The 17,343-nt window shown below is 40.8% G+C and carries 18 protein-coding genes; all 18 read right to left on the bottom strand.

The features are described from left to right. A partial coding sequence (locus tag LRA01S_RS06620) for a hypothetical protein (protein WP_061774848.1) occupies nt 1–1,403 on the bottom strand: 1,403 nt, incomplete at its 3' end. Nucleotides 1,404–1,412: 9 nt separating this feature from the next. Then, nucleotides 1,413–1,742, bottom strand: a complete 330-nt coding sequence (locus LRA01S_RS06615) for a hypothetical protein (RefSeq protein ID WP_061774847.1) — start codon at nt 1,740–1,742, stop codon at nt 1,413–1,415. A 58-nt stretch (nt 1,743–1,800) separates the two neighbouring features. After that, complete coding sequence (aroB, locus tag LRA01S_RS06610) at nt 1,801–2,868, bottom strand: 3-dehydroquinate synthase (RefSeq protein WP_061774846.1); 1,068 nt, start codon at nt 2,866–2,868, stop codon at nt 1,801–1,803. Further along, nucleotides 2,865–3,398, bottom strand: a complete 534-nt coding sequence (locus LRA01S_RS06605) for a DUF1643 domain-containing protein (RefSeq protein WP_061774845.1) — start codon at nt 3,396–3,398, stop codon at nt 2,865–2,867. The genes aroB and LRA01S_RS06605 overlap by 4 nt, the downstream gene beginning before the upstream one ends. Further along, a complete protein-coding gene (gene aroE / locus LRA01S_RS06600; RefSeq protein ID WP_061774844.1) occupies nt 3,391–4,209 on the bottom strand; it encodes a shikimate dehydrogenase in 819 nt (272 codons plus the stop codon). Before aroE ends, LRA01S_RS06605 begins: the two co-directional genes overlap by 8 nt. Before the next feature lie 101 nt (nt 4,210–4,310). Next, the gene (locus tag LRA01S_RS06595; RefSeq protein ID WP_061774843.1) at nt 4,311–5,285 is read right to left on the bottom strand and encodes an NAD(P)/FAD-dependent oxidoreductase; all 975 of its coding nucleotides are present in this window, start codon (nt 5,283–5,285) and stop codon (nt 4,311–4,313) included. A 134-nt stretch (nt 5,286–5,419) separates the two neighbouring features. After that, on the bottom strand, nt 5,420–5,797 hold the full coding sequence (locus LRA01S_RS06590) for a hypothetical protein (RefSeq protein WP_061774842.1): 378 nt from the start codon (nt 5,795–5,797) through the stop codon (nt 5,420–5,422). A gap of 33 nt (nt 5,798–5,830) precedes the next feature. Next, complete coding sequence (locus LRA01S_RS06585; protein WP_061774850.1) at nt 5,831–6,394, bottom strand: nucleotidyltransferase family protein; 564 nt, start codon at nt 6,392–6,394, stop codon at nt 5,831–5,833. 87 nt (nt 6,395–6,481) lie between these two features. Continuing rightward, nucleotides 6,482–6,928: a GNAT family N-acetyltransferase gene (locus tag LRA01S_RS06580; protein ID WP_061774841.1), complete on the bottom strand. Its 447-nt coding sequence runs from the start codon at nt 6,926–6,928 to the stop codon at nt 6,482–6,484. A gap of 177 nt (nt 6,929–7,105) precedes the next feature. Continuing rightward, nucleotides 7,106–7,663: a DUF7010 family protein gene (locus LRA01S_RS06575; protein WP_061774840.1), complete on the bottom strand. Its 558-nt coding sequence runs from the start codon at nt 7,661–7,663 to the stop codon at nt 7,106–7,108. Nucleotides 7,664–7,774: 111 nt separating this feature from the next. Next, the gene (locus LRA01S_RS06570; RefSeq protein ID WP_061774839.1) at nt 7,775–8,416 is read right to left on the bottom strand and encodes a GyrI-like domain-containing protein; all 642 of its coding nucleotides are present in this window, start codon (nt 8,414–8,416) and stop codon (nt 7,775–7,777) included. 11 nt (nt 8,417–8,427) lie between these two features. Further along, a complete protein-coding gene (locus tag LRA01S_RS06565) occupies nt 8,428–8,958 on the bottom strand; it encodes a ClbS/DfsB family four-helix bundle protein (RefSeq protein WP_061774838.1) in 531 nt (176 codons plus the stop codon). After that, nucleotides 8,951–9,856, bottom strand: coding sequence for a helix-turn-helix transcriptional regulator (locus LRA01S_RS06560; protein ID WP_061774837.1), 906 nt, complete (start codon nt 9,854–9,856; stop codon nt 8,951–8,953). Before LRA01S_RS06560 ends, LRA01S_RS06565 begins: the two co-directional genes overlap by 8 nt. Nucleotides 9,857–9,859: 3 nt before the next feature. Then, nucleotides 9,860–10,318, bottom strand: a complete 459-nt coding sequence (locus LRA01S_RS06555) for a GyrI-like domain-containing protein (protein WP_061774836.1) — start codon at nt 10,316–10,318, stop codon at nt 9,860–9,862. Between the two features lie 163 nt (nt 10,319–10,481). Then, the gene (locus LRA01S_RS06550; protein WP_061774835.1) at nt 10,482–11,651 is read right to left on the bottom strand and encodes a cobalamin-independent methionine synthase II family protein; all 1,170 of its coding nucleotides are present in this window, start codon (nt 11,649–11,651) and stop codon (nt 10,482–10,484) included. Nucleotides 11,652–11,912: 261 nt separating this feature from the next. Continuing rightward, entirely contained in the window at nt 11,913–12,053 is a 141-nt protein-coding gene (locus tag LRA01S_RS10930) for a hypothetical protein (RefSeq protein ID WP_156470226.1), read from the bottom strand. After that, complete coding sequence (locus tag LRA01S_RS06545; RefSeq protein ID WP_061774834.1) at nt 12,031–12,804, bottom strand: Fic family protein; 774 nt, start codon at nt 12,802–12,804, stop codon at nt 12,031–12,033. Before LRA01S_RS06545 ends, LRA01S_RS10930 begins: the two co-directional genes overlap by 23 nt. A gap of 102 nt (nt 12,805–12,906) precedes the next feature. Further along, nucleotides 12,907–17,178: a 2-hydroxyacyl-CoA dehydratase gene (locus tag LRA01S_RS06540; protein WP_061774833.1), complete on the bottom strand. Its 4,272-nt coding sequence runs from the start codon at nt 17,176–17,178 to the stop codon at nt 12,907–12,909. Nucleotides 17,179–17,343: the final 165 nt, after the last annotated feature.

Here is a 17,343-nt window from a genome sequence, read left to right as displayed (position 1 = left end):
TTAATTTTCCGATCTGTCCTCAGTTCAAACGTTAATTTCTCACGCGCATGGGATAACCAAAATGGCAAATCTCTTGAATTAAAATCACGTGCCTTATCATCTAGGTAAGTCCTGTCCCAGTAATTCAGATACTCTTTTTTGCCAATCCGGACTGTGTACGGTTTTAAAAGTGTTACGTCATGTTGAATTTGTAACTCATTTAGGTCTTGATTATCCGAAACGATAGCAATCTTACTATCTGTGAAATACTCGGAAAGTTCTTTTTCACTAAAGTTATCCGTCAGACACATATTATAATAAAGAGAGGTCGTATAACAGTTAAAAAGATAGGTTTCACTTTCGTTTTTAAACATTTGACGAATGGCATCCGCATTTTGCCCGCGAAGTAAGAGCGTATGATCTATCTGTCCCACACCTTCTGTCACCATACAAGTAACAGTTTCTTCAACCAGATAATTTTGATGCCAAAATGGCTCACGAAATTGCAAGTCAGCTTGGGGCTCAATCGGTAAATAATATATGAACTCAGGTACTGAACGATACTGCAAGAAACCAAATTGATTACGCGATGTCGCATCTACAAAATAGTGTCTACCTTGATAGGCGATTTTTAAAATGACATGATTAAAATTAGATGGTGATGGACAGTAAAAGGGGATGAAGTAATCTGCTTCATAATTAACAAGCACACAAGTAGACGCGATATCAAGATAGTCCAACAAACTTTTAAGTAAAACAGTTTTCGCTTTACAATCACCTTGCTTGCTTTCATAGGTGATCTGGGGTTCTTGTGGTTCATGACCATCCATGATCTCTGCATCGTAGACATAGTAAATGCTGTTTTGAACAAATTCGATGACAAACCGAATTTTCTCGTCTAGTGTTTCATGTTGCGCCAATTCTACCAACAAGTCGGGGGCACTCGTTTCTAACCAAGTGCTATTTTGACTGATTACTTTTTCATAGATTTGATAGGCCGCATCTGAAACCTTGCTATAGCTTGCCTTCGTCGCAAAATCAATGAAGGGTCGTACCTCTAACTTCGGATCATAATCCGTGGTAAAATTGTCTGCTTCAAACACATACGATTCACCGATTGGTAAATCAATTGCAATCGGATCAATCACCTGATGCTGCGCATCTCTGAAAAAACACGATTTATAAGTCATCACTTGAGAGGTTTGATTGACAGTACGCAAAACATATCGATCATAAAACCAAAAAGGATCAGGAAATTCTTGATAGACATGCTTAAAATCACGTTTCAACCCAGCTTGAGGCGCATGAGAAACTAAGGTATTTTCAAAAATCAAAATATCTTGCAAGTGTAAATCCTTAATGATGAGTGACAGTTTTTTACGATTGGTTAAAAAACCCCGTCCACCTTGTTCCTCATGATCCAAAATACGTATCTAGACATCATCAGCCTTATCAAGATACTGACCATTTCGCACAACAGCCATCCGATGTATGATCATCTCATCATGTTCAGATAAGACATATTCACGCTTCGCAGCGCTATCTAATAAACCAGGTTCATCTAAAGTGTAGATGACAATAGAATACTCAGATAGTTTTTCATCTTGAAAAATATATGCCTTGTCTAACAATCGACAAAAGCCTTTTCCCTGAGTAGCAGCTTGATCAAAATCAGAATTTGCGAGTGCTTGTTCAACTAATTGCTCATTCTGATAAGTTCTATCGCCACTATAATGCTCAAATCTCGTATATGTTTTTTCCATATCTTTCCTTCCGATACTTCCTAGCGTCCCCCCTTGCCTCTTAATATTTGTTATGATATCACTTTAACCATTCAAGTACATCTGCCATAGCAATTTCATTAATGAAAGCTTCCCCAACTTTCGGCACTAAAACAGTTTTAACCATTGCGCCACGCGCTTTTTTATCTAAAGTAATAGCTTTAGCCAGACGCACTACATCCCAATCTTCAAAGGTTGTCGGGAGATGGAACTTCAAGACCATCTCGCGAATCTTTTCAGTCAAGCCTGCTTCAACTAAGCCTTTATCCTCAGCGACTTTGGTGATTTGAATCATGCCGATTGCAACGCCTTCACCATGCATAACCTTGCCATAACCAGCTGTAGCTTCCACTGCATGCCCAATGGTATGCCCAAAATTGAGGTAAAGTCGTGTGCCATTATCCAACTCATCTTCCACGACAACTTTTCGTTTGACATCACACGAATGGTAAATCAAGGCTTCAGCATTGTCTAAAAGATTATCAACATCACCCGTCATACCTTGTAAAATATCCCAAAGTTCAGCATCCGCAATCAAGCCACATTTTATGACCTCGCCCATGCCCTCATATAGTTCACGTTTACCAAGCGTCGCCAAACAATTTGGATCAATCAAAACACCGTCAGGTTGGGTGAAAGTCCCAACCATATTTTTAGCATAGGCCGTATTGACTCCTGTTTTTCCACCGACTGATGAATCCACTTGAGCAGTTAAACTGGTCGGGATTTGCAAGAAATGTATGCCGCGCATATAAGTTGACGCCACAAACCCTGCCAAGTCCCCAACAACACCGCCTCCTAGTGCAACGACACCATCTGATCGCGTCATGCCAAAGTCTGCAAGAAACTGGTAAGCGCGATCGACCGTCGTCAAGTTTTTAGATGCTTCACCTTCTAGGAAATCAAAAACTGCCACTTCAAAACCAGCTGCTTCTAAAGACAGCTTAACCGTCTCACCGTATAATTTTCCGACATGGTTGTCAGTAATAATGACTACTTTTTGCGGTTGCCAGAGATCTACTGCCCATTGACCAGATTTTGGTAAACACCCACGCTCAACGATCAAATCATAAGGATGGTCAGGTAAATTCACATGTAATGTTTTCATAGATAGCGTTTCCTTTCAGCTTCAACTTTCAGATAGAGGGGATGACGCGGATTACCCGCCTTTGTCGGTGGCGCAAAATGAAAGACCTTAATACCTTGCTCAGTTAAGACCTCAAGAATCGCATCACGCCCTTGCTTGAGCGCCTCATACTTGAGATCACCCCATGCACCCCAAACTTCTGTGATCCCATTTTCAACCAAAAAATCTCGGATCACCTTGACATTTTCCTGCGACAAGGCCACATCATACGCGTCCATATTCACCGCATCCGTCGCCCGCTCTGGATAAGTGTTAAAAACCACCCAGCCATCATATCCTAGCTTTTGACTGGCCGAAATTACGCGATTAACTGTTCGGTCGCTCGTTTGATCTCGCGCCGCTGAAGGGTTCATGCAAATAGCAACAAGAGGATTTTTCGACAACTTCCCTAAGCCGAAACGATAGGGTTTATAATCTCTGGGTTCGACCCACGTCGGTGCTTGATTTTCTGGATAGTTGACAACAATTGTTGTGACTTTTGACTTAACCATATATTTTTTCTTCCAATTTTTTTAGAATGATATCTGTTGGCATCTCATGGCCAGTCCAGAGTTTAAAACTTTCAGCTGCCTGATATAAGAGCATACCTAAACCATTAACAGTTGGATTACCTTGAGCCTTGGCATAGGCCAGTAGGGGCGTCTCAATTGGCTGGTAGATCACGTCAGCCACTAGCATGTCCTTGGGCAATTGTAAGGCCATTGCGATAGGAAGACTCACACCATCCATGCCAAGACTAGTTGTATTCACTAGCAAATCACCGATCAATTCTGTTAAATCTGACAAAGGTTTGAACACAATGTTTCCTGGATAGTCAGCAAACAATTCAGGTTTGTAGGTTCTGTTATAAACAGTGATTTGACCTGCACCTTGTACCGCTGCCTCCGCAATAATCGACCTTGCTGCACCACCAGCACCAATAACGGTGATTGCACTGCCTTTAACCTTAAAGTGTTTCAGGGACTTAAAGAAACCTGCACCATCCGTTGATGTGCCGAAAAGCTTGCCATCTCGATTGACAATCGTATTGATGGCGCCTGTCAGTTTGGCTACTTCAGATAGTTCATCCATATAGGGCACGGCTGCTTCTTTGTAGGGCATGGATAAGTTGACACCGTACATGTCAAGTGTCTTGATACTTTCAATGACAGAGCCTAAATCAGCTTCTGGTGTTTCAAAAGCAAGATAGACACCATTTTCACCGACATGGTCAAAAGCCAAATTATGTATAAAAGGTGACAGAGAGTGCTTGATTGGGTTCGCAACCACTGCTGCGAGTTTCGTGTAACCATTAATTTCCATACTGCTATTTTAGCGTAATTTTCGCAATTTTTCAATAATTCACCAGTCTTTAGATAATAAAAAAAGCCAATCAAACACAAAAGTTAATTGGCTAGTTTATATTAAAACAACGATGTAGAATGCGCGTGAGTCAATTTACCACTATGAATTTTAGTCATGATTTGATTAACAGCATGCGGGCCTTCTTTGAAGCCTTCGACGATTAAACCGAGCTTGCCGTCATAGTTAGCTGTATCACCGATGGCATAGATATTTTCACAACTCGTTTGATAATGGCTGTCAACCATAAAATGTTGGCGCTTCATCTCGAGATCCACCGACCAAGCGCGGATATCCTTATTATTGCTAAGGAAACCGTGCTGAACGATCAAATGATCTACATCCAACTCACGGTCATCAGAAAGTGCGATGCGCAAACCTTCTTGATGATCTGAAATATTGCGAATGGTCACTGGCGTCAAGACGTGAACATCTGAAGCATGTAGTTTATCGACAGATGATTCATGCGCTCTAAAGGCATCTCGTCTGTGAATGAGGCTAACAGATGCTGCTACTTCAGAAAGCATCAAAGCCAAATCAATGGCAGAGTCACCACCACCTGCAACGGCGACATTTTTACCTGCAAACTGCTGTTTATCTGTCACACTATACCCTAGTTTAGAGAAATCAAAATCTGACGGTTCATCAGTTTTCAACGGCTTTGGTGCAAATGAACCATTGCCGGTTGCGATGATGACAGATTTTGTCAGGTAGCTAGACTTGGTAGTGGTCACTTGGTAAACGCCCTGATCAGTTGTTGGTGTGATGTCAACGACTTTTTCAGATAGGCGGATGGGCACGCCAAATTGAGCGGTTTGCTTGACTAGATCAGTCACGAGCGTTTCAGCCTTAACTGCAAAGTAGCCTGGTACATCGTGAATCGTTTTTTCTGGATAGAGGGCGGTTAATTGACCGCCGGGTATTTCGAGTGAATCTATAATTTGGACTTTATTTTTACGCATACCAGCGTAGAAACCTGCGAATAAGCCACTAGGTCCCGCACCGATAATCGTTATATCATATATATTTTCTGTCATTTTGACCCCTTAATAAAATGTGATGTCAAACATATTTTACCATATAAAAGAAAAAACTGCCTTGACGACAGCTTAAATTCTTAGATATTTCAGTATATTTTCTGTAAACATGCCATTAGGGGACAAGATCATCTTCACTTATTGGTAAAAGGTTTGGTTGGGCCCTTACTATGGATGAGGATGACAGCGATGAGATACACAGGCCAAAAAATATAGGAAGAAATCGAAATGACAAGAGGTAGAATAGTCGACGCTAAAACGAGGCTAGACGCGACGATTAAGCTGGTTCGTTTGGTCGTTCTAGTCTGCCAGACCAAAACGATAAAAGCCAGCGTAAAATTAACTGCACATAGGATTTCAAAAGTAGTGCCGAAGATTCCTAGCGGAACACTTTTGCTAGGTCCATCGACGATTAACGTTGCGGCTGTCAGGAGCAAAACTGGAATTAAAAGGGTCGCCATGATAAAAACAAGGGTGGTAACGATTCTAAAACATTTCTCGATTTTCAGCATACTGTGCTATACTCCAATTCTTGTGGTTGCTACTTATTCAGCAGATAAAATCTGTAACTGCGGCCACCTCTCCTGCCATTTTTTCTTAGCTTGGCGTTCACAGTAGATTGTTAGTTTTTCAGCATTTTCAGAGAAAAAGGGGGTCGGACGAACGATAAAATCAGTGATATCCGCGAGGCCGTAAGGGAGAAATAGCTCGATGTCGCGAGTCGCTGTTAGGCGCGCACCAATGGCTGTGCACCTTTCTGGAAATTTTGCCATGGCATCACGCGCACTGAGATAGGGCGCTGTATTGGGATTATGCAGGTGCATGTGAGCTTGGTTCTTGACTTCCCAGGCATAACTTGGGTGATCTAGCTGCAACGCTCTCTCGATTGCTTGAGTCGCTTCATAAGTGATCTCTGGGTCGAAAAAAACAACATCGATATCCGTTGTCGGGTCAAAAGGGGGCTGTCCAGAAAGTTTGTTCCAAATTAAATTTCGAATGCTGCCCGCGCACAACCAAGTATCTGAGAGATTCAACTTGTCAATTATCTTTAATATCTCATCAATCTCAGGTGTATTGGTAAGTAATTCTTTTAACGCTGTTTCATTCATGGCAATACTTTCACTTAAGTCTTTTATTTTTAGTATAGTATTAAAAAGATACCCTGTCAAACAAAAAACCATCTCTCGATAGCTTAGTTATTTTAGCCCAAGGTGTAAGATTGGAAAAGGTCTGCCTTGGGCATCGAATTCAGACCTATTAATTATCTGAAAGCCCATATGTTGATAGAAGATCAAACCCTGTTCGTTTTGCGCATTGACATCAACAGACTTGACCTGCCATTGGGTTATTGCATGATTCACGAGCAACTTGCCAATCCCTTGTCCCCTTTCATTTTCAGAGATGAACAAAAGCTCAATCTTGTGGTTATCAATACCCATGAGACCCTGTAAGATACCTTGATCATCTTCATAGCAACATAACACCTCTATCATTTCCAGTGCTTGGTAAACTTCTGGCTTGATATCTGCAATATCTTGATCGGAAAGGAAGGTATGTGTTGACTTGACACTTCCTTCCCATATCGTCAGTAAAAGTGATAAAGTTGCGTCATCACGATCGACAGGATGAATGATGTTAGACATACTTTAATTTCCTTTCAAATCTAATTTCAAATAGCTTGATACTCTTAGTCTTTTGAGACCGATATTCCTTACTTTTCATACTTAAAATAGTAAAAAAACCGAGCTACATTTATATTATCTCCCGGTCCTTTTAAAATGTATAATCAAAAACGATAAATTCTTAACACTTTCAAATCATTACTGACTTACTTTTGATATTTTTATATGGTCTTCTTTCAACAACAAGATTCCAAATATACCCATTATAGCCCCCATAACAAGTGGTAAGCACCACCACAAATGAGTTGGCAATAGAAACGCCAAAATTGTCATCACCATCGACATTAAGAAAGAAAAATCATAAAACAACTTTAAGTTATATACCCATCCATATGTAAAAAAATGAGCGGCACTAACAGTTGGCAAGAAAACAATAAACAGATCTGAGCTATTTACCAGTAGATAGACAAGGAAGGGAGATAACGGAAGTTGAGAAGCAATTAATATCGGTAGTATAGAAAGTAGCGGATTATCTTTAACTGTTTTCGGTATTTTTAATAGATGACCGACAAGAAAAGCTAATGGGATTACACAAGTCCCCACACTCCATGTAATACCTGATTTCGCCCTAATGTCAATATCAACAAATGCCCATATTAATGCTACTACTGGCCAAATCACAGCACCACTTAAAATGAAATTCGCACCGTTTCTCAATTTTGTTGAAAGTTCATTTTGATATTGCTTAATTTCCATGACTACAACCTCCTTTTCAAACGCATCTCATATAAATAACTTTATTATATTATTTTATCACAATGTATATTCAAAAGTCAAAATATTTCCACAATATCAGGAAGAAAATTTCTATTGAATCGGATGTCGAATAATCGTTTTCAATTTTTCAGGTGCTGTTCGTCTAGGATCATTTAAATAAATTTCATGATGCCTTCTAGTTTCCGAGATATCTACTCTATAGCCTGACGTTTTAATGAAATCATCTAAGCGCTTGATTGTTTCGGGTTCATCATCGTAAGTACCAATATGTAGGACTTGCCCACATAAGCCCTCTGAAAATGTTGACAATCGGGCTCGCAAAATATCCAAGTCAGGCTTTTTTTGACTCACAATTAAAAGAGTATGCTCAAAAACTTCTGATGTCACAAAATCAGGTTGGCGAATCATGGCTGTCCAGCTAAAATTTGATTTATCCAAGTCATTGCCAGTTGGATTTTCGCCAGCTTTTAACTGCCACAAGCCTTCAAGTGGTGGGATAACATAATCAAAATAACCATTAGGTACATCACCTCGCTTAGGACTCATTTTAATGGCATAGGACAAAGCATATAAAAGTTCAACTGCCTGCTTGTAGTCAGCGCTTGTATTCGGATCCCCTTTGCCATCTACCATGATAAAAGGAATTGCTGGCAGATCAATGATGGCAGGTTTTATTGTCGCTTGATAACCTGCTTGCGATTCTTTTTTAAAGTCTACTTTTTTGCTCGCCATCTCTTTCTCCCTTAACGATTGGCTTTGATTTGCTTTTTCAACTTCTTCATCGCCCAATCATAATGACTTGACGTTGCTGAAATGAAATATGCTCCTAATGAACTCGTGCCTGTCCAAGAAAAATATTGCTTGGTAAATAGTTCTTCGTTTGAAAAGGTATCGGCTAAGGTCATAACTGCTATATGACTGTCATGGAGCAGTTTTTTAGCATCTTCAAGTGAGGTTGTTTGATGCTTTTCCCAAAATTCCTGATTCATTTGGCCATAGGTTTTCCAATTATAGGGTACTGGTAGAAAAGGTTCTGCCTTACCATTTTGATTGGCTTCTACCCAGTTTAGGAGTAACTGATGCCATTCATAAAGATGAATCAAGACATCTCTTAAGTTTTGATCCCGGCGCCAATGAGCTTCTGTCATTTTTTCTGTGACTTCAAAATTAAAGTCTTGCGTTTGATCTGGTAGTGCTTGCATCACTTCCACTAATTTCAAGTAGCCTGTTTCACCTGCTGTCATCAAATCTGTTTTAATTGTCGGTCTACTCATGATAATTTTCCTCCATTTTTTTGATAAGCGTGATTAACTCATGTTTAAAATCAAGTGGTTCTAAAATTTTCACCGCTTGGCCAAGTGATAGGATATAGCTATAGAGCCAGTCTGTTTTGGGGAAGTCACCTTCGACTAATAAAGCTTTGCTTGAACCCCTTTGAATGGCTTCTATCGGAAAGTCGTCAAAAATTCGATAGCCTAACTCTGATGACACGAGCATTTTCAAATGGATCATGTCAGGCGCTTGCGGTTTCAAACTTTTATCTACTTGAATTTCTGGCAGTCGTTTTGTAAATTGCTGTTCCGAGACTCTAAGTCGGATAATTCTGCTTAGCTTAAACATTCGACTTTCTTGTTTGGCTAAACAGTAGGCTTTAAGATACCAACTCATGCTTTTGAAAACGAGTTGTATCGGTTCTACCGACCTGAAACTCATCTCACCTTTTGCATTATAGTAATCAAAAGTGACGACTTTTTGAGTTAATATGGCTGTTTTTAACTGTTCAAAATCATGCGCACTGGGACCATACCAGGTGCTAAAATCAATCGACAACCATGGTTCATCTGCTATGCCAAATAGTGCTGTTAATTTGGCTAATGTCTCTTCATTTGCAGGATCAAACTTAACGGCACGGGTCGTTTGCAAGGCCTGTAAAATGCTTTTTCGTTCATCAGCATTTAATAAGACTTTACTCAAGACAAAATCAGATAACAGACTGATGCCGCCGCCTTTTCCGCGCTCAGTATAAACAGGAATCCCAGCCTGACTCATTCTGTCAATATCACGATAAATTGTGCGCACGGATACATCAAACTTCTCACTCAGGGTTTTGGCAGTCACCTGCTCGTGATTTAAGAGCATATAAGTGATCTCAAAGATACGATTGATCTGCATAACTTACGCTTTCAAGCCGATATAAATATGAACTTCGGCATCCTTTTCAAGACTCTCTTGATATTCCTCAAAGTCAGCGTCAAATGACCGTGGTAAGACCATTTGCCAAATGTCATGCCAAGCAGCAGCAACTTCAGCAAATACTTGATCCTGCTCCGCCTTAACGACAAACTTGGCATATTTTCCTGCCTTAATCAATCGCGTCTCGAATCCATCGCTAGTTTCGCTCACTTCACAGGCAACCATGACCGTATAGTCCGCTTTTTCATCTGCCTCATACTCCGTGTAAATGCCTAGTGCTTTAGCATTTGCTTTGTTCGGAATCTTAGGATAAATATTTTCATCATAAAACTGTTGCCAAAGCTGGCCAATTTTTTCCCCCATATCAGGGGCAAAATTATTGGTCCTGGTCGAAATCCCAACAACTTTCTTTTCTGCTAACGTTACCACTTCATAATCCATCTTCATACCTCCATTATTTTCTTTCTCTTATCATCCTATCATAGGAAAAGTGACAAGGTATGTCATATTTAAACTTATTTTCTTGTTCTCTTTATTCTAAGTATAGTCTGAAGCAAAATACCTGTCAACAAAAAAACTACCTTGCGATAGTTTCATCATAAGATTATGCACCAAAGAAATTAGCAGCAATGTCTTGACCTTGATCAATTTTTGCCCATTGCTGATCTTCTGTTAAGGCATTGCCATTGTCACATGAGGCAAAGCCACATTGGTGAGATAGAAAAAGTCTCTCTTTTGGAATGATTTGACTTGCTTTTTGGAGTAAGTCTACGACACGTGCCTCATCATCTAAGGTCACAGTTTTACTTGACAATAAGCCTAAGACGACTTCTGTCTCGGGTCTATCCTTGAACACATCGAGTGCTGAGAGATTACCTGCTCGATCGTCATCCCATTCTAAAAAGAAACGGTCATACTTCTGCTGTCCTAGGAAGAGATTAGCAATCGTCTCATAAGAGCCTCCGCCCATGTTCCGGGAATCGTAATTACCGCGGCAGTTATGCGTCCAAACTTTGAGGCCAAGGCTGTGGCCGTAGTCGATGATGCTGTTATTGAGATCGATGAAAGTTTGTGCGAGGTCTTGGATGCTGGCTTGGTCGATATGGTCGCCAGTAAAGGGCGAGTTGGGGTTGTCGGTCGAGAACATTTCCCAGAGGCAGTCGTCGAACTGGATGATTTTGCCGCCGATTTTGGCATAGTCACTCAAAAATTCTTGGTAAGCGTTAGCTAAATCTTGCTTGAAAACCTCAGGCTCCTGATAATAAGAGTCATTAGACTGCTCAGCGTTTTGCTCACGAGAAAACGACCATTCCCCGAAGATATGTGAGGGTGACGGAATACACAGTTTTGTTGTGTGTCCCGCTGCATCTGCTTGGATCTCTTGGTAAATGTCGATGAAATGGTGGTTGTGACCGCTGAGTTTTTCATCGAAAGCTAAGGCAATATCCCGACGTGTTTCGTAGGTCTGCGTTTCGTCGAAATCTCTGAAGAAGTAGCCGTGTTCTGCGATTAAACGCCGCACACCTTTGAGTCCCCAGACAAAATCTAAATGCCAGAGCGATTTTGAAAACTCGCCGTCTGAAATAATGCTAAGCTTGTGGTCAATTTGTTTTTGGATGACCTCTTGGATAGCTTGTGTTTCACAGGCTTGGTAGCCATCGAAATCGTTGTAGAACGGATATTGAATATCATCACGTTTTTCGATTTGGCTCTTATAAGCCAACAAATTTTGTGGTCTTAACAAACTACCTACGATTTGAAATTTTTCACTCATTTTACGATTCCCCTTTTTCCCCTGTGTAGATTTGGAATGACCTAGTTAGTCAGTCACCACACTTATTTTTTGGATAATTTTATTATAGGGTAATATTAGTCGATTGTATAATACTGAAATGCTGACTAGTGATATAGTTTTAGACTATATATAAAATGAGTGATTTTTGGTTTTAATATAGTTTATGTCAATAATAAAAAACCATCTTGCGACAGTTTTTTATTATCTTAATTAAAGATAATTGCTTCCAAAGCTTCTGTTTTAGACATTAGCAATCCCTTTTCTAAGTTCAATCATGCGTCGTCTCATCTTTTCAATAAATGCTACTTTAGGCTGCCAGCCCTCAATCATGTTTGAACTTACTGCAGAAATGTCACCATCAATAGGTCTGATTTTTGTCATAATGCTTATTTGTCGAAAAAGTCTCTTTAATTTTGTAGTGTTTCGTCTTAGCATCCGGTAACTCATACTCAGTGGGCTTAGATTGTGAAACAGGCATATTAACAATCCGATAAAGTCTATCAAAAGATAGCTGTTCTTCCGCGCTACCATTTGCTGTATAATATCGCATCAAGGCAGTTGTAAAGTCCATTCGGTCCAATGGATTCTCAGGAATCAGTAAATAATTTTGTGTCTCTAGTGCCTTGACCGCATGATTGGCTACAATCAGTGCGGTGCGTTTATTGCCATCCTGAAACGGTTGTAGTTTAGATAAACGCACAAAGACTAGCCAAGCTGCTTTTGAAGTCTGCTCAGACATCTCAAACTCTGTCACAATCTGGTCTAAATCATCACGACTCACAACTTCCTTGGGAATATAGTGTGTTCGACCACTAGGGTCAAGGGTTATGGCAATCTGATCACCTGGATTATAATAAGCATTTCTTAAATGTCCTGGCATTGTTGGCTGTTCATCTGAATCGCCATCAAACTGCTTGTTAACAGCAATAATGCCATCAACATTAAAGCCAGTTTTTTGAATGGCTTTAATCCCTTTCAGAGCATCCTGAAAGATGACTTGGTCTGTTTGACTAGATAAATAAGTCAAATTTTCTGTTTCAAGTGCTTTTTTGGTTTGGGCAATCGTACTACCATACTCATTCAGACTACCCAAAGAGGCAATAAATCGTGCCAGTTTATCAATATTTGCCATTACTTATCCTCCTCTTATTCCGATAGTTTGTTTTCTCTATCTTACCACATTTTCACCCTTAGCTAAAAGAAAAAACCATCTTGCGATAGTTTTTTGAGTAGCTTACGCTCCAACTTCCATATCCTTTTTCAACTGTTTCTTAGCCGTCGCCATCATCAAGCGAATGCGGTTGAGTTGGTTGACAACAGAAACAGATGGATCATAGTCTATTGGTGTGATATTAGCTCGTGGATATTGACGACGGAGTTCTTTGATCATACCTTTACCGACGATGTGATTAGGCAGACAACCAAAGGGTTGGAGACAAACGATATTATCGACACCGTCTTGCAAGAGCTCAATCATCTCGCCAGTCAAGAACCAACCTTCGCCGGTATGATTCCCAATCGAAATAATTTTCTCCGTATCGGCAGCCAGCGCATCAATCGAATGAATCCCATCAAAGCGGCTTGACACTTTCAAAGCTTTATTCATTGGTTTTTCAACCATTTGAATGATATTAATGAAGGCGCGCGCGAAATATTTAGCTTTTTTACCCATGCCTAAATGATCTGACTTCCAGATCTGGTTATACAGAGAATAGTTCATAAAACCAATAATATCAGGCACAACAGCTTCTGCCCCTTCAGCTTCGATGATGCTCACAATATCATTATTAGCCGTTTTCGAGTATTTCACAAGAATTTCACCCACAACACCGACACGCGGTTTTTGAATGTCTCGTAATGGCGTTTCGTCAAATTCTCGAATGATTTGCTTCATGTTGCGATTAAACTCAAAAATCGAACCAGTCTTCATATTATGTTTGGCTTTAGCTAACCACTTGGCATGTAACGCATCAACCTGCCCCTTAGTGATTTCGTAAGGCCGCGTCCGATAAACAACACGCTCAAACAAGTCACCATAAAGCGCACCAATGACAATCCGCACCATCAAAGGCACCGTCAGCTTAAAACCGTCCGACTTCTCAGTCCCCTTATTCCCCATCGACAAGGACACAACCGGCACCTGACCAAAACCAGCGTCCTTCAAAGCCTTGCGAAGCAAAGGAATGTAGTTGGTCGCCCGACAGCCACCACCCGTCTGCGTCATCAGAACAGATGTATTATCGACATCGTAATCACCAGATTCTAGTGCATGCACCAGTTGCCCGATGGAAATGATGGCAGGATAGCAAGAGTCGTTATTAACAAACTTAAGACCGGAGTTGATGGCATCTTTGACTTCCGGTAAGAGCACCACATTGTAGCCAGACTGCTTGAAGGCTTCGTCGATTAGCCCCTCCTGATGAATCGGTGATAGCATAGGCATCAAAAGCGTATGTGTCTTTTTCATTTCCTTAGTAAATGTTGGATGACTGGCCACAATTTCTGTCATCTGGTCTTCAGATACCTCGGGTAGTTGACCACGTTTATCCCGTTCATTGACTGCTGCTTTAAGTGAACGTAGACGAATCCGTACCGCACCCATGTTTGAGCCTTCATCGATTTTTAGTACCGTATAAAGTTTGTGGTGATGCTGCATAATTTCTTCAACTTGGTCAGTCGTCACTGCATCCAAACCACAACCAAAACTGTTGAGTTGGACAAGTTCAAGATTTTTATTTTTCGCTACTACACGCGCCGCACCATACAAGCGTGAATGGTAAACCCATTGATTGACCACACGCAAGCCACCGACTTCCGACAAGTGAGCAATCGCATCCTCAGTCAAGACATGGAAGCCTTCCTGCGTGACGATATCAGCAATCCCGTGGTTAATCTCAGGATCTAAATGATAAGGCCGTCCAGAAAGGACAATCGCTTTTTCATGATTAAGATTAATCCGCATCATCAAGTCTTCGGCTTGCTTTTGAATATCTGCCTTAAAATCATCTAAAACTTTAAACCCATGTTGGACAGCTTTTTTAATGTCTTCTAGGCTGATATCAAATTCTAACAAGGCATTGAAAAGGTTTTTTGACATGTTATCAGGATCAGCTAAGTTGATAAAAGGATGAATATAGCCAACTTCACCATTACGAATCTCGTCAATATTATTTTTAATCACTTCTGGATAAGACTGAACAATCGGACAGTTATAGTGATTTTGAGCACTGGCATCTTCCTGACGTTCATATAAAACAGACGGATAAAAAATCGTTGGGACATCTTTTTGAATCAAGGTCATGATATGACCATGACTAAGTTTAGCCGGATAACAAACTGTATCCGATGGAATCGTTTCAATCCCTTTTTCATACAAGTCTTTATCAGATTTAGGAGATAAAACAACTCGGAAACCTAAGTCTGTCAACATGGTATGCCATAAAGGATAATTTTCATACATATTCAGCACACGTGGTATGCCGACTTCGCCATGAAGGGCTTTTTTCTTGCTCAGTGATTTAAATTTGAAAAGTTTTTTATACTTATAGTCAACGAGGTTAACTTTTTTCTCTGCTTTATCAACCTTAATTTGCATGGCTTTTTCAGCCCCACGCTCACAACGATTACCTGACACAAATTTTGACCCGTCATTGAAGACAGTTAAGGTCATCTTGCACATGTTCTCACACAAGCCACAAGTTGTAAATTCTTTTGTTGTTTTGAATTGCTCTAAGTCTGACAAGGCCAAAATCGTAGACGGTGTCGCATCATCTGACGCATTTTCCATGGCAATCAAGGCACAGCCATAAGCCCCCATCAAGCCTGCGATAGAGGGACGAACAACCTCACGACCTGAAATTTTTTCAAAGGCACGCAAGACGGCTTCGTTATAGAAAGTCCCGCCTTGGACGACGATTTTCTCGCCGAGGTCCTCAGGGCGTTTGACTTTAATGACCTTATAGAGCGCATTTTTGATGACGGAATATGATAGACCAGCAGAAATATCACCTACTGTCGCACCTTCTTTTTGAACTTGCTTGACCTTCGAGTTCATGAAGACCGTACATTTCGACCCGAGATCGACAGGATGTTCAGTCAAAAGTGCTGCCTGGGCAAAATCTTTAACTTCATAGCGCAAGGATTTGGCAAAGGTTTCGATGAATGACCCACAACCCGAACTACAAGCTTCATTAAGCTGGATGCTTGAGAGCGCACCATCCCGAATGGTCATGGCTTTCATATCCTGACCACCGATGTCGATGATGAAATCAACACCAGGTCGGAAAAACTCAGCAGCCTTGTAATGCGCCATGGTCTCAACTTCACCGATATCGACTTTAATAGCGGCCTTAATCAACTGTTCACCGTAACCTGTCACAGCTGATTTGGCGATATAAACATCGTCTGGCATTTCCCGATAAAGGTTGGTCACAACCGTCAATACCGAGTCAAGCGGATCGCCATTGTTGGAGCCGTAATGCTCAAACAAAATATTACCTTCGTCATCAATTAAGACAAGTTTAGTCGTTGTTGACCCTGCATCAATCCCTAAGTAGGCTGCGCCATGGTGAATAGCAAGCGGTTTGTGGTCTGCTGATGCTTTAGCGTGGCGCACACGAAACTCAGTCAAAGCTGCTTCATCTTCGAAAAGAACTTCTAATGTATCCTGTGGGATGAGGTTTTCAGAACTATCCTGCTCAAGTTTATTGATAATTTCTGAGGCTGAAAATTCTGTGGCATTTTCCTCATCAAGAGCAGCACCCATGGCGACAAAAAGTTGTGGGTGTTCTGGAAAAATAACATTTTCAGGCTTGATATTCAGTGTTTCAATGAATCGTTTGCGAAGCTCACTCATGAAGTAAAGCGGGCCCCCTAGAAAAGCAATGTTACCTGTGATTTTACGACCAGCTGCAAGTCCTGCAACTGTTTGGTTGACGACAGCTTGGAAGATACTAGCTGCTATGTCTGCTTTTCTAACCCCTTCATTCAGCAAGGGCTGGACATCCGTTTTGGCAAAGACACCACAACGACTGGCAATCGGATAAAGATTTTCATAATTTTTAGCTAACTCGTTAACACCTGCTGCATCAACTTTGAGCAGCTCAGCCATCTGATCGATAAAAGCACCCGTTCCGCCGGCGCACGAACCATTCATTCGCTGTTCCATGGCACCATCAAAAAAGGTCATTTTGGCATCTTCGCCACCTAGTTCAATCATGACGTCAGTTTGCGGAATGAATTTTTCAATGGTCAAGGTTGAGGCAATGACTTCTTGGATAAAAGTCGCACCGATCACGTCAGAAAGTCCCATGCCGCCTGAACCGGTGATTGAAAAGGTGAAACGCACATCACCAAGCGCTGTGATCATATCCTTGAGCACTTTAATTGTTGCTGTTTTGACATCAGAAAAATGTCGTTCGTAACGCGAGAATATCATCTCGTAATTGTCATCGAAAACGACCATTTTTACTGTTGTTGAGCCAACGTCAATCCCTGCTTTATACATCATGTCTTCTTTCTTATCTAGCACTGCTTGAAAACAACAGACTGTTGCTTATCATATATAATTCAATTTTACAAGGAATTTGACTTGCGCGCAACCACTAATATGTGCTAAACTGTTGGTAAAGCAACACTAAACAACAATATGTTGGATAAACTTGATTATTTT

Origin of the sequence: Pseudolactococcus raffinolactis NBRC 100932 (assembly GCF_001591765.1) — a bacterium.
Classification (GTDB): domain Bacteria; phylum Bacillota; class Bacilli; order Lactobacillales; family Streptococcaceae; genus Pseudolactococcus; species Pseudolactococcus raffinolactis.
The sequence above is the reverse complement of the archived record's forward strand: the minus strand, read 5'-3'. Positions and strand labels throughout refer to the sequence as shown.

Bases quoted from the DNA above. Each gene is read 5' to 3' on its own strand.
- LRA01S_RS06575 (WP_061774840.1), bottom strand. From the start codon at position 7,663: ATGGAAATTAAGCAATATCAAAATGAACTTTCAACAAAATTGAGAAAC.
- LRA01S_RS06565 (WP_061774838.1), bottom strand. From the start codon at position 8,958: ATGAGTAGACCGACAATTAAAACAGATTTGATGACAGCAGGTGAAACA.
- LRA01S_RS10930 (WP_156470226.1), bottom strand. From the start codon at position 12,053: ATGACAAAAATCAGACCTATTGATGGTGACATTTCTGCAGTAAGTTCA.
- LRA01S_RS06550 (WP_061774835.1), bottom strand. From the start codon at position 11,651: ATGAGTGAAAAATTTCAAATCGTAGGTAGTTTGTTAAGACCACAAAAT.
- LRA01S_RS06585 (WP_061774850.1), bottom strand. From the start codon at position 6,394: ATGAATGAAACAGCGTTAAAAGAATTACTTACCAATACACCTGAGATT.
- LRA01S_RS06555 (WP_061774836.1), bottom strand. From the start codon at position 10,318: ATGGATTATGAAGTGGTAACGTTAGCAGAAAAGAAAGTTGTTGGGATT.
- LRA01S_RS06615 (WP_061774847.1), bottom strand. From the start codon at position 1,742: ATGGAAAAAACATATACGAGATTTGAGCATTATAGTGGCGATAGAACT.
- LRA01S_RS06540 (WP_061774833.1), bottom strand. From the start codon at position 17,178: ATGTATAAAGCAGGGATTGACGTTGGCTCAACAACAGTAAAAATGGTC.
- aroB (WP_061774846.1), bottom strand. From the start codon at position 2,868: ATGAAAACATTACATGTGAATTTACCTGACCATCCTTATGATTTGATC.
- aroE (WP_061774844.1), bottom strand. From the start codon at position 4,209: ATGGAAATTAATGGTTACACGAAACTCGCAGCAGTGGTTGCGAACCCA.
- LRA01S_RS06595 (WP_061774843.1), bottom strand. From the start codon at position 5,285: ATGACAGAAAATATATATGATATAACGATTATCGGTGCGGGACCTAGT.
- LRA01S_RS06545 (WP_061774834.1), bottom strand. From the start codon at position 12,804: ATGGCAAATATTGATAAACTGGCACGATTTATTGCCTCTTTGGGTAGT.
- LRA01S_RS06560 (WP_061774837.1), bottom strand. From the start codon at position 9,856: ATGCAGATCAATCGTATCTTTGAGATCACTTATATGCTCTTAAATCAC.
- LRA01S_RS06590 (WP_061774842.1), bottom strand. From the start codon at position 5,797: ATGCTGAAAATCGAGAAATGTTTTAGAATCGTTACCACCCTTGTTTTT.
- LRA01S_RS06605 (WP_061774845.1), bottom strand. From the start codon at position 3,398: ATGGTTAAGTCAAAAGTCACAACAATTGTTGTCAACTATCCAGAAAAT.
- LRA01S_RS06570 (WP_061774839.1), bottom strand. From the start codon at position 8,416: ATGGCGAGCAAAAAAGTAGACTTTAAAAAAGAATCGCAAGCAGGTTAT.
- LRA01S_RS06580 (WP_061774841.1), bottom strand. From the start codon at position 6,928: ATGTCTAACATCATTCATCCTGTCGATCGTGATGACGCAACTTTATCA.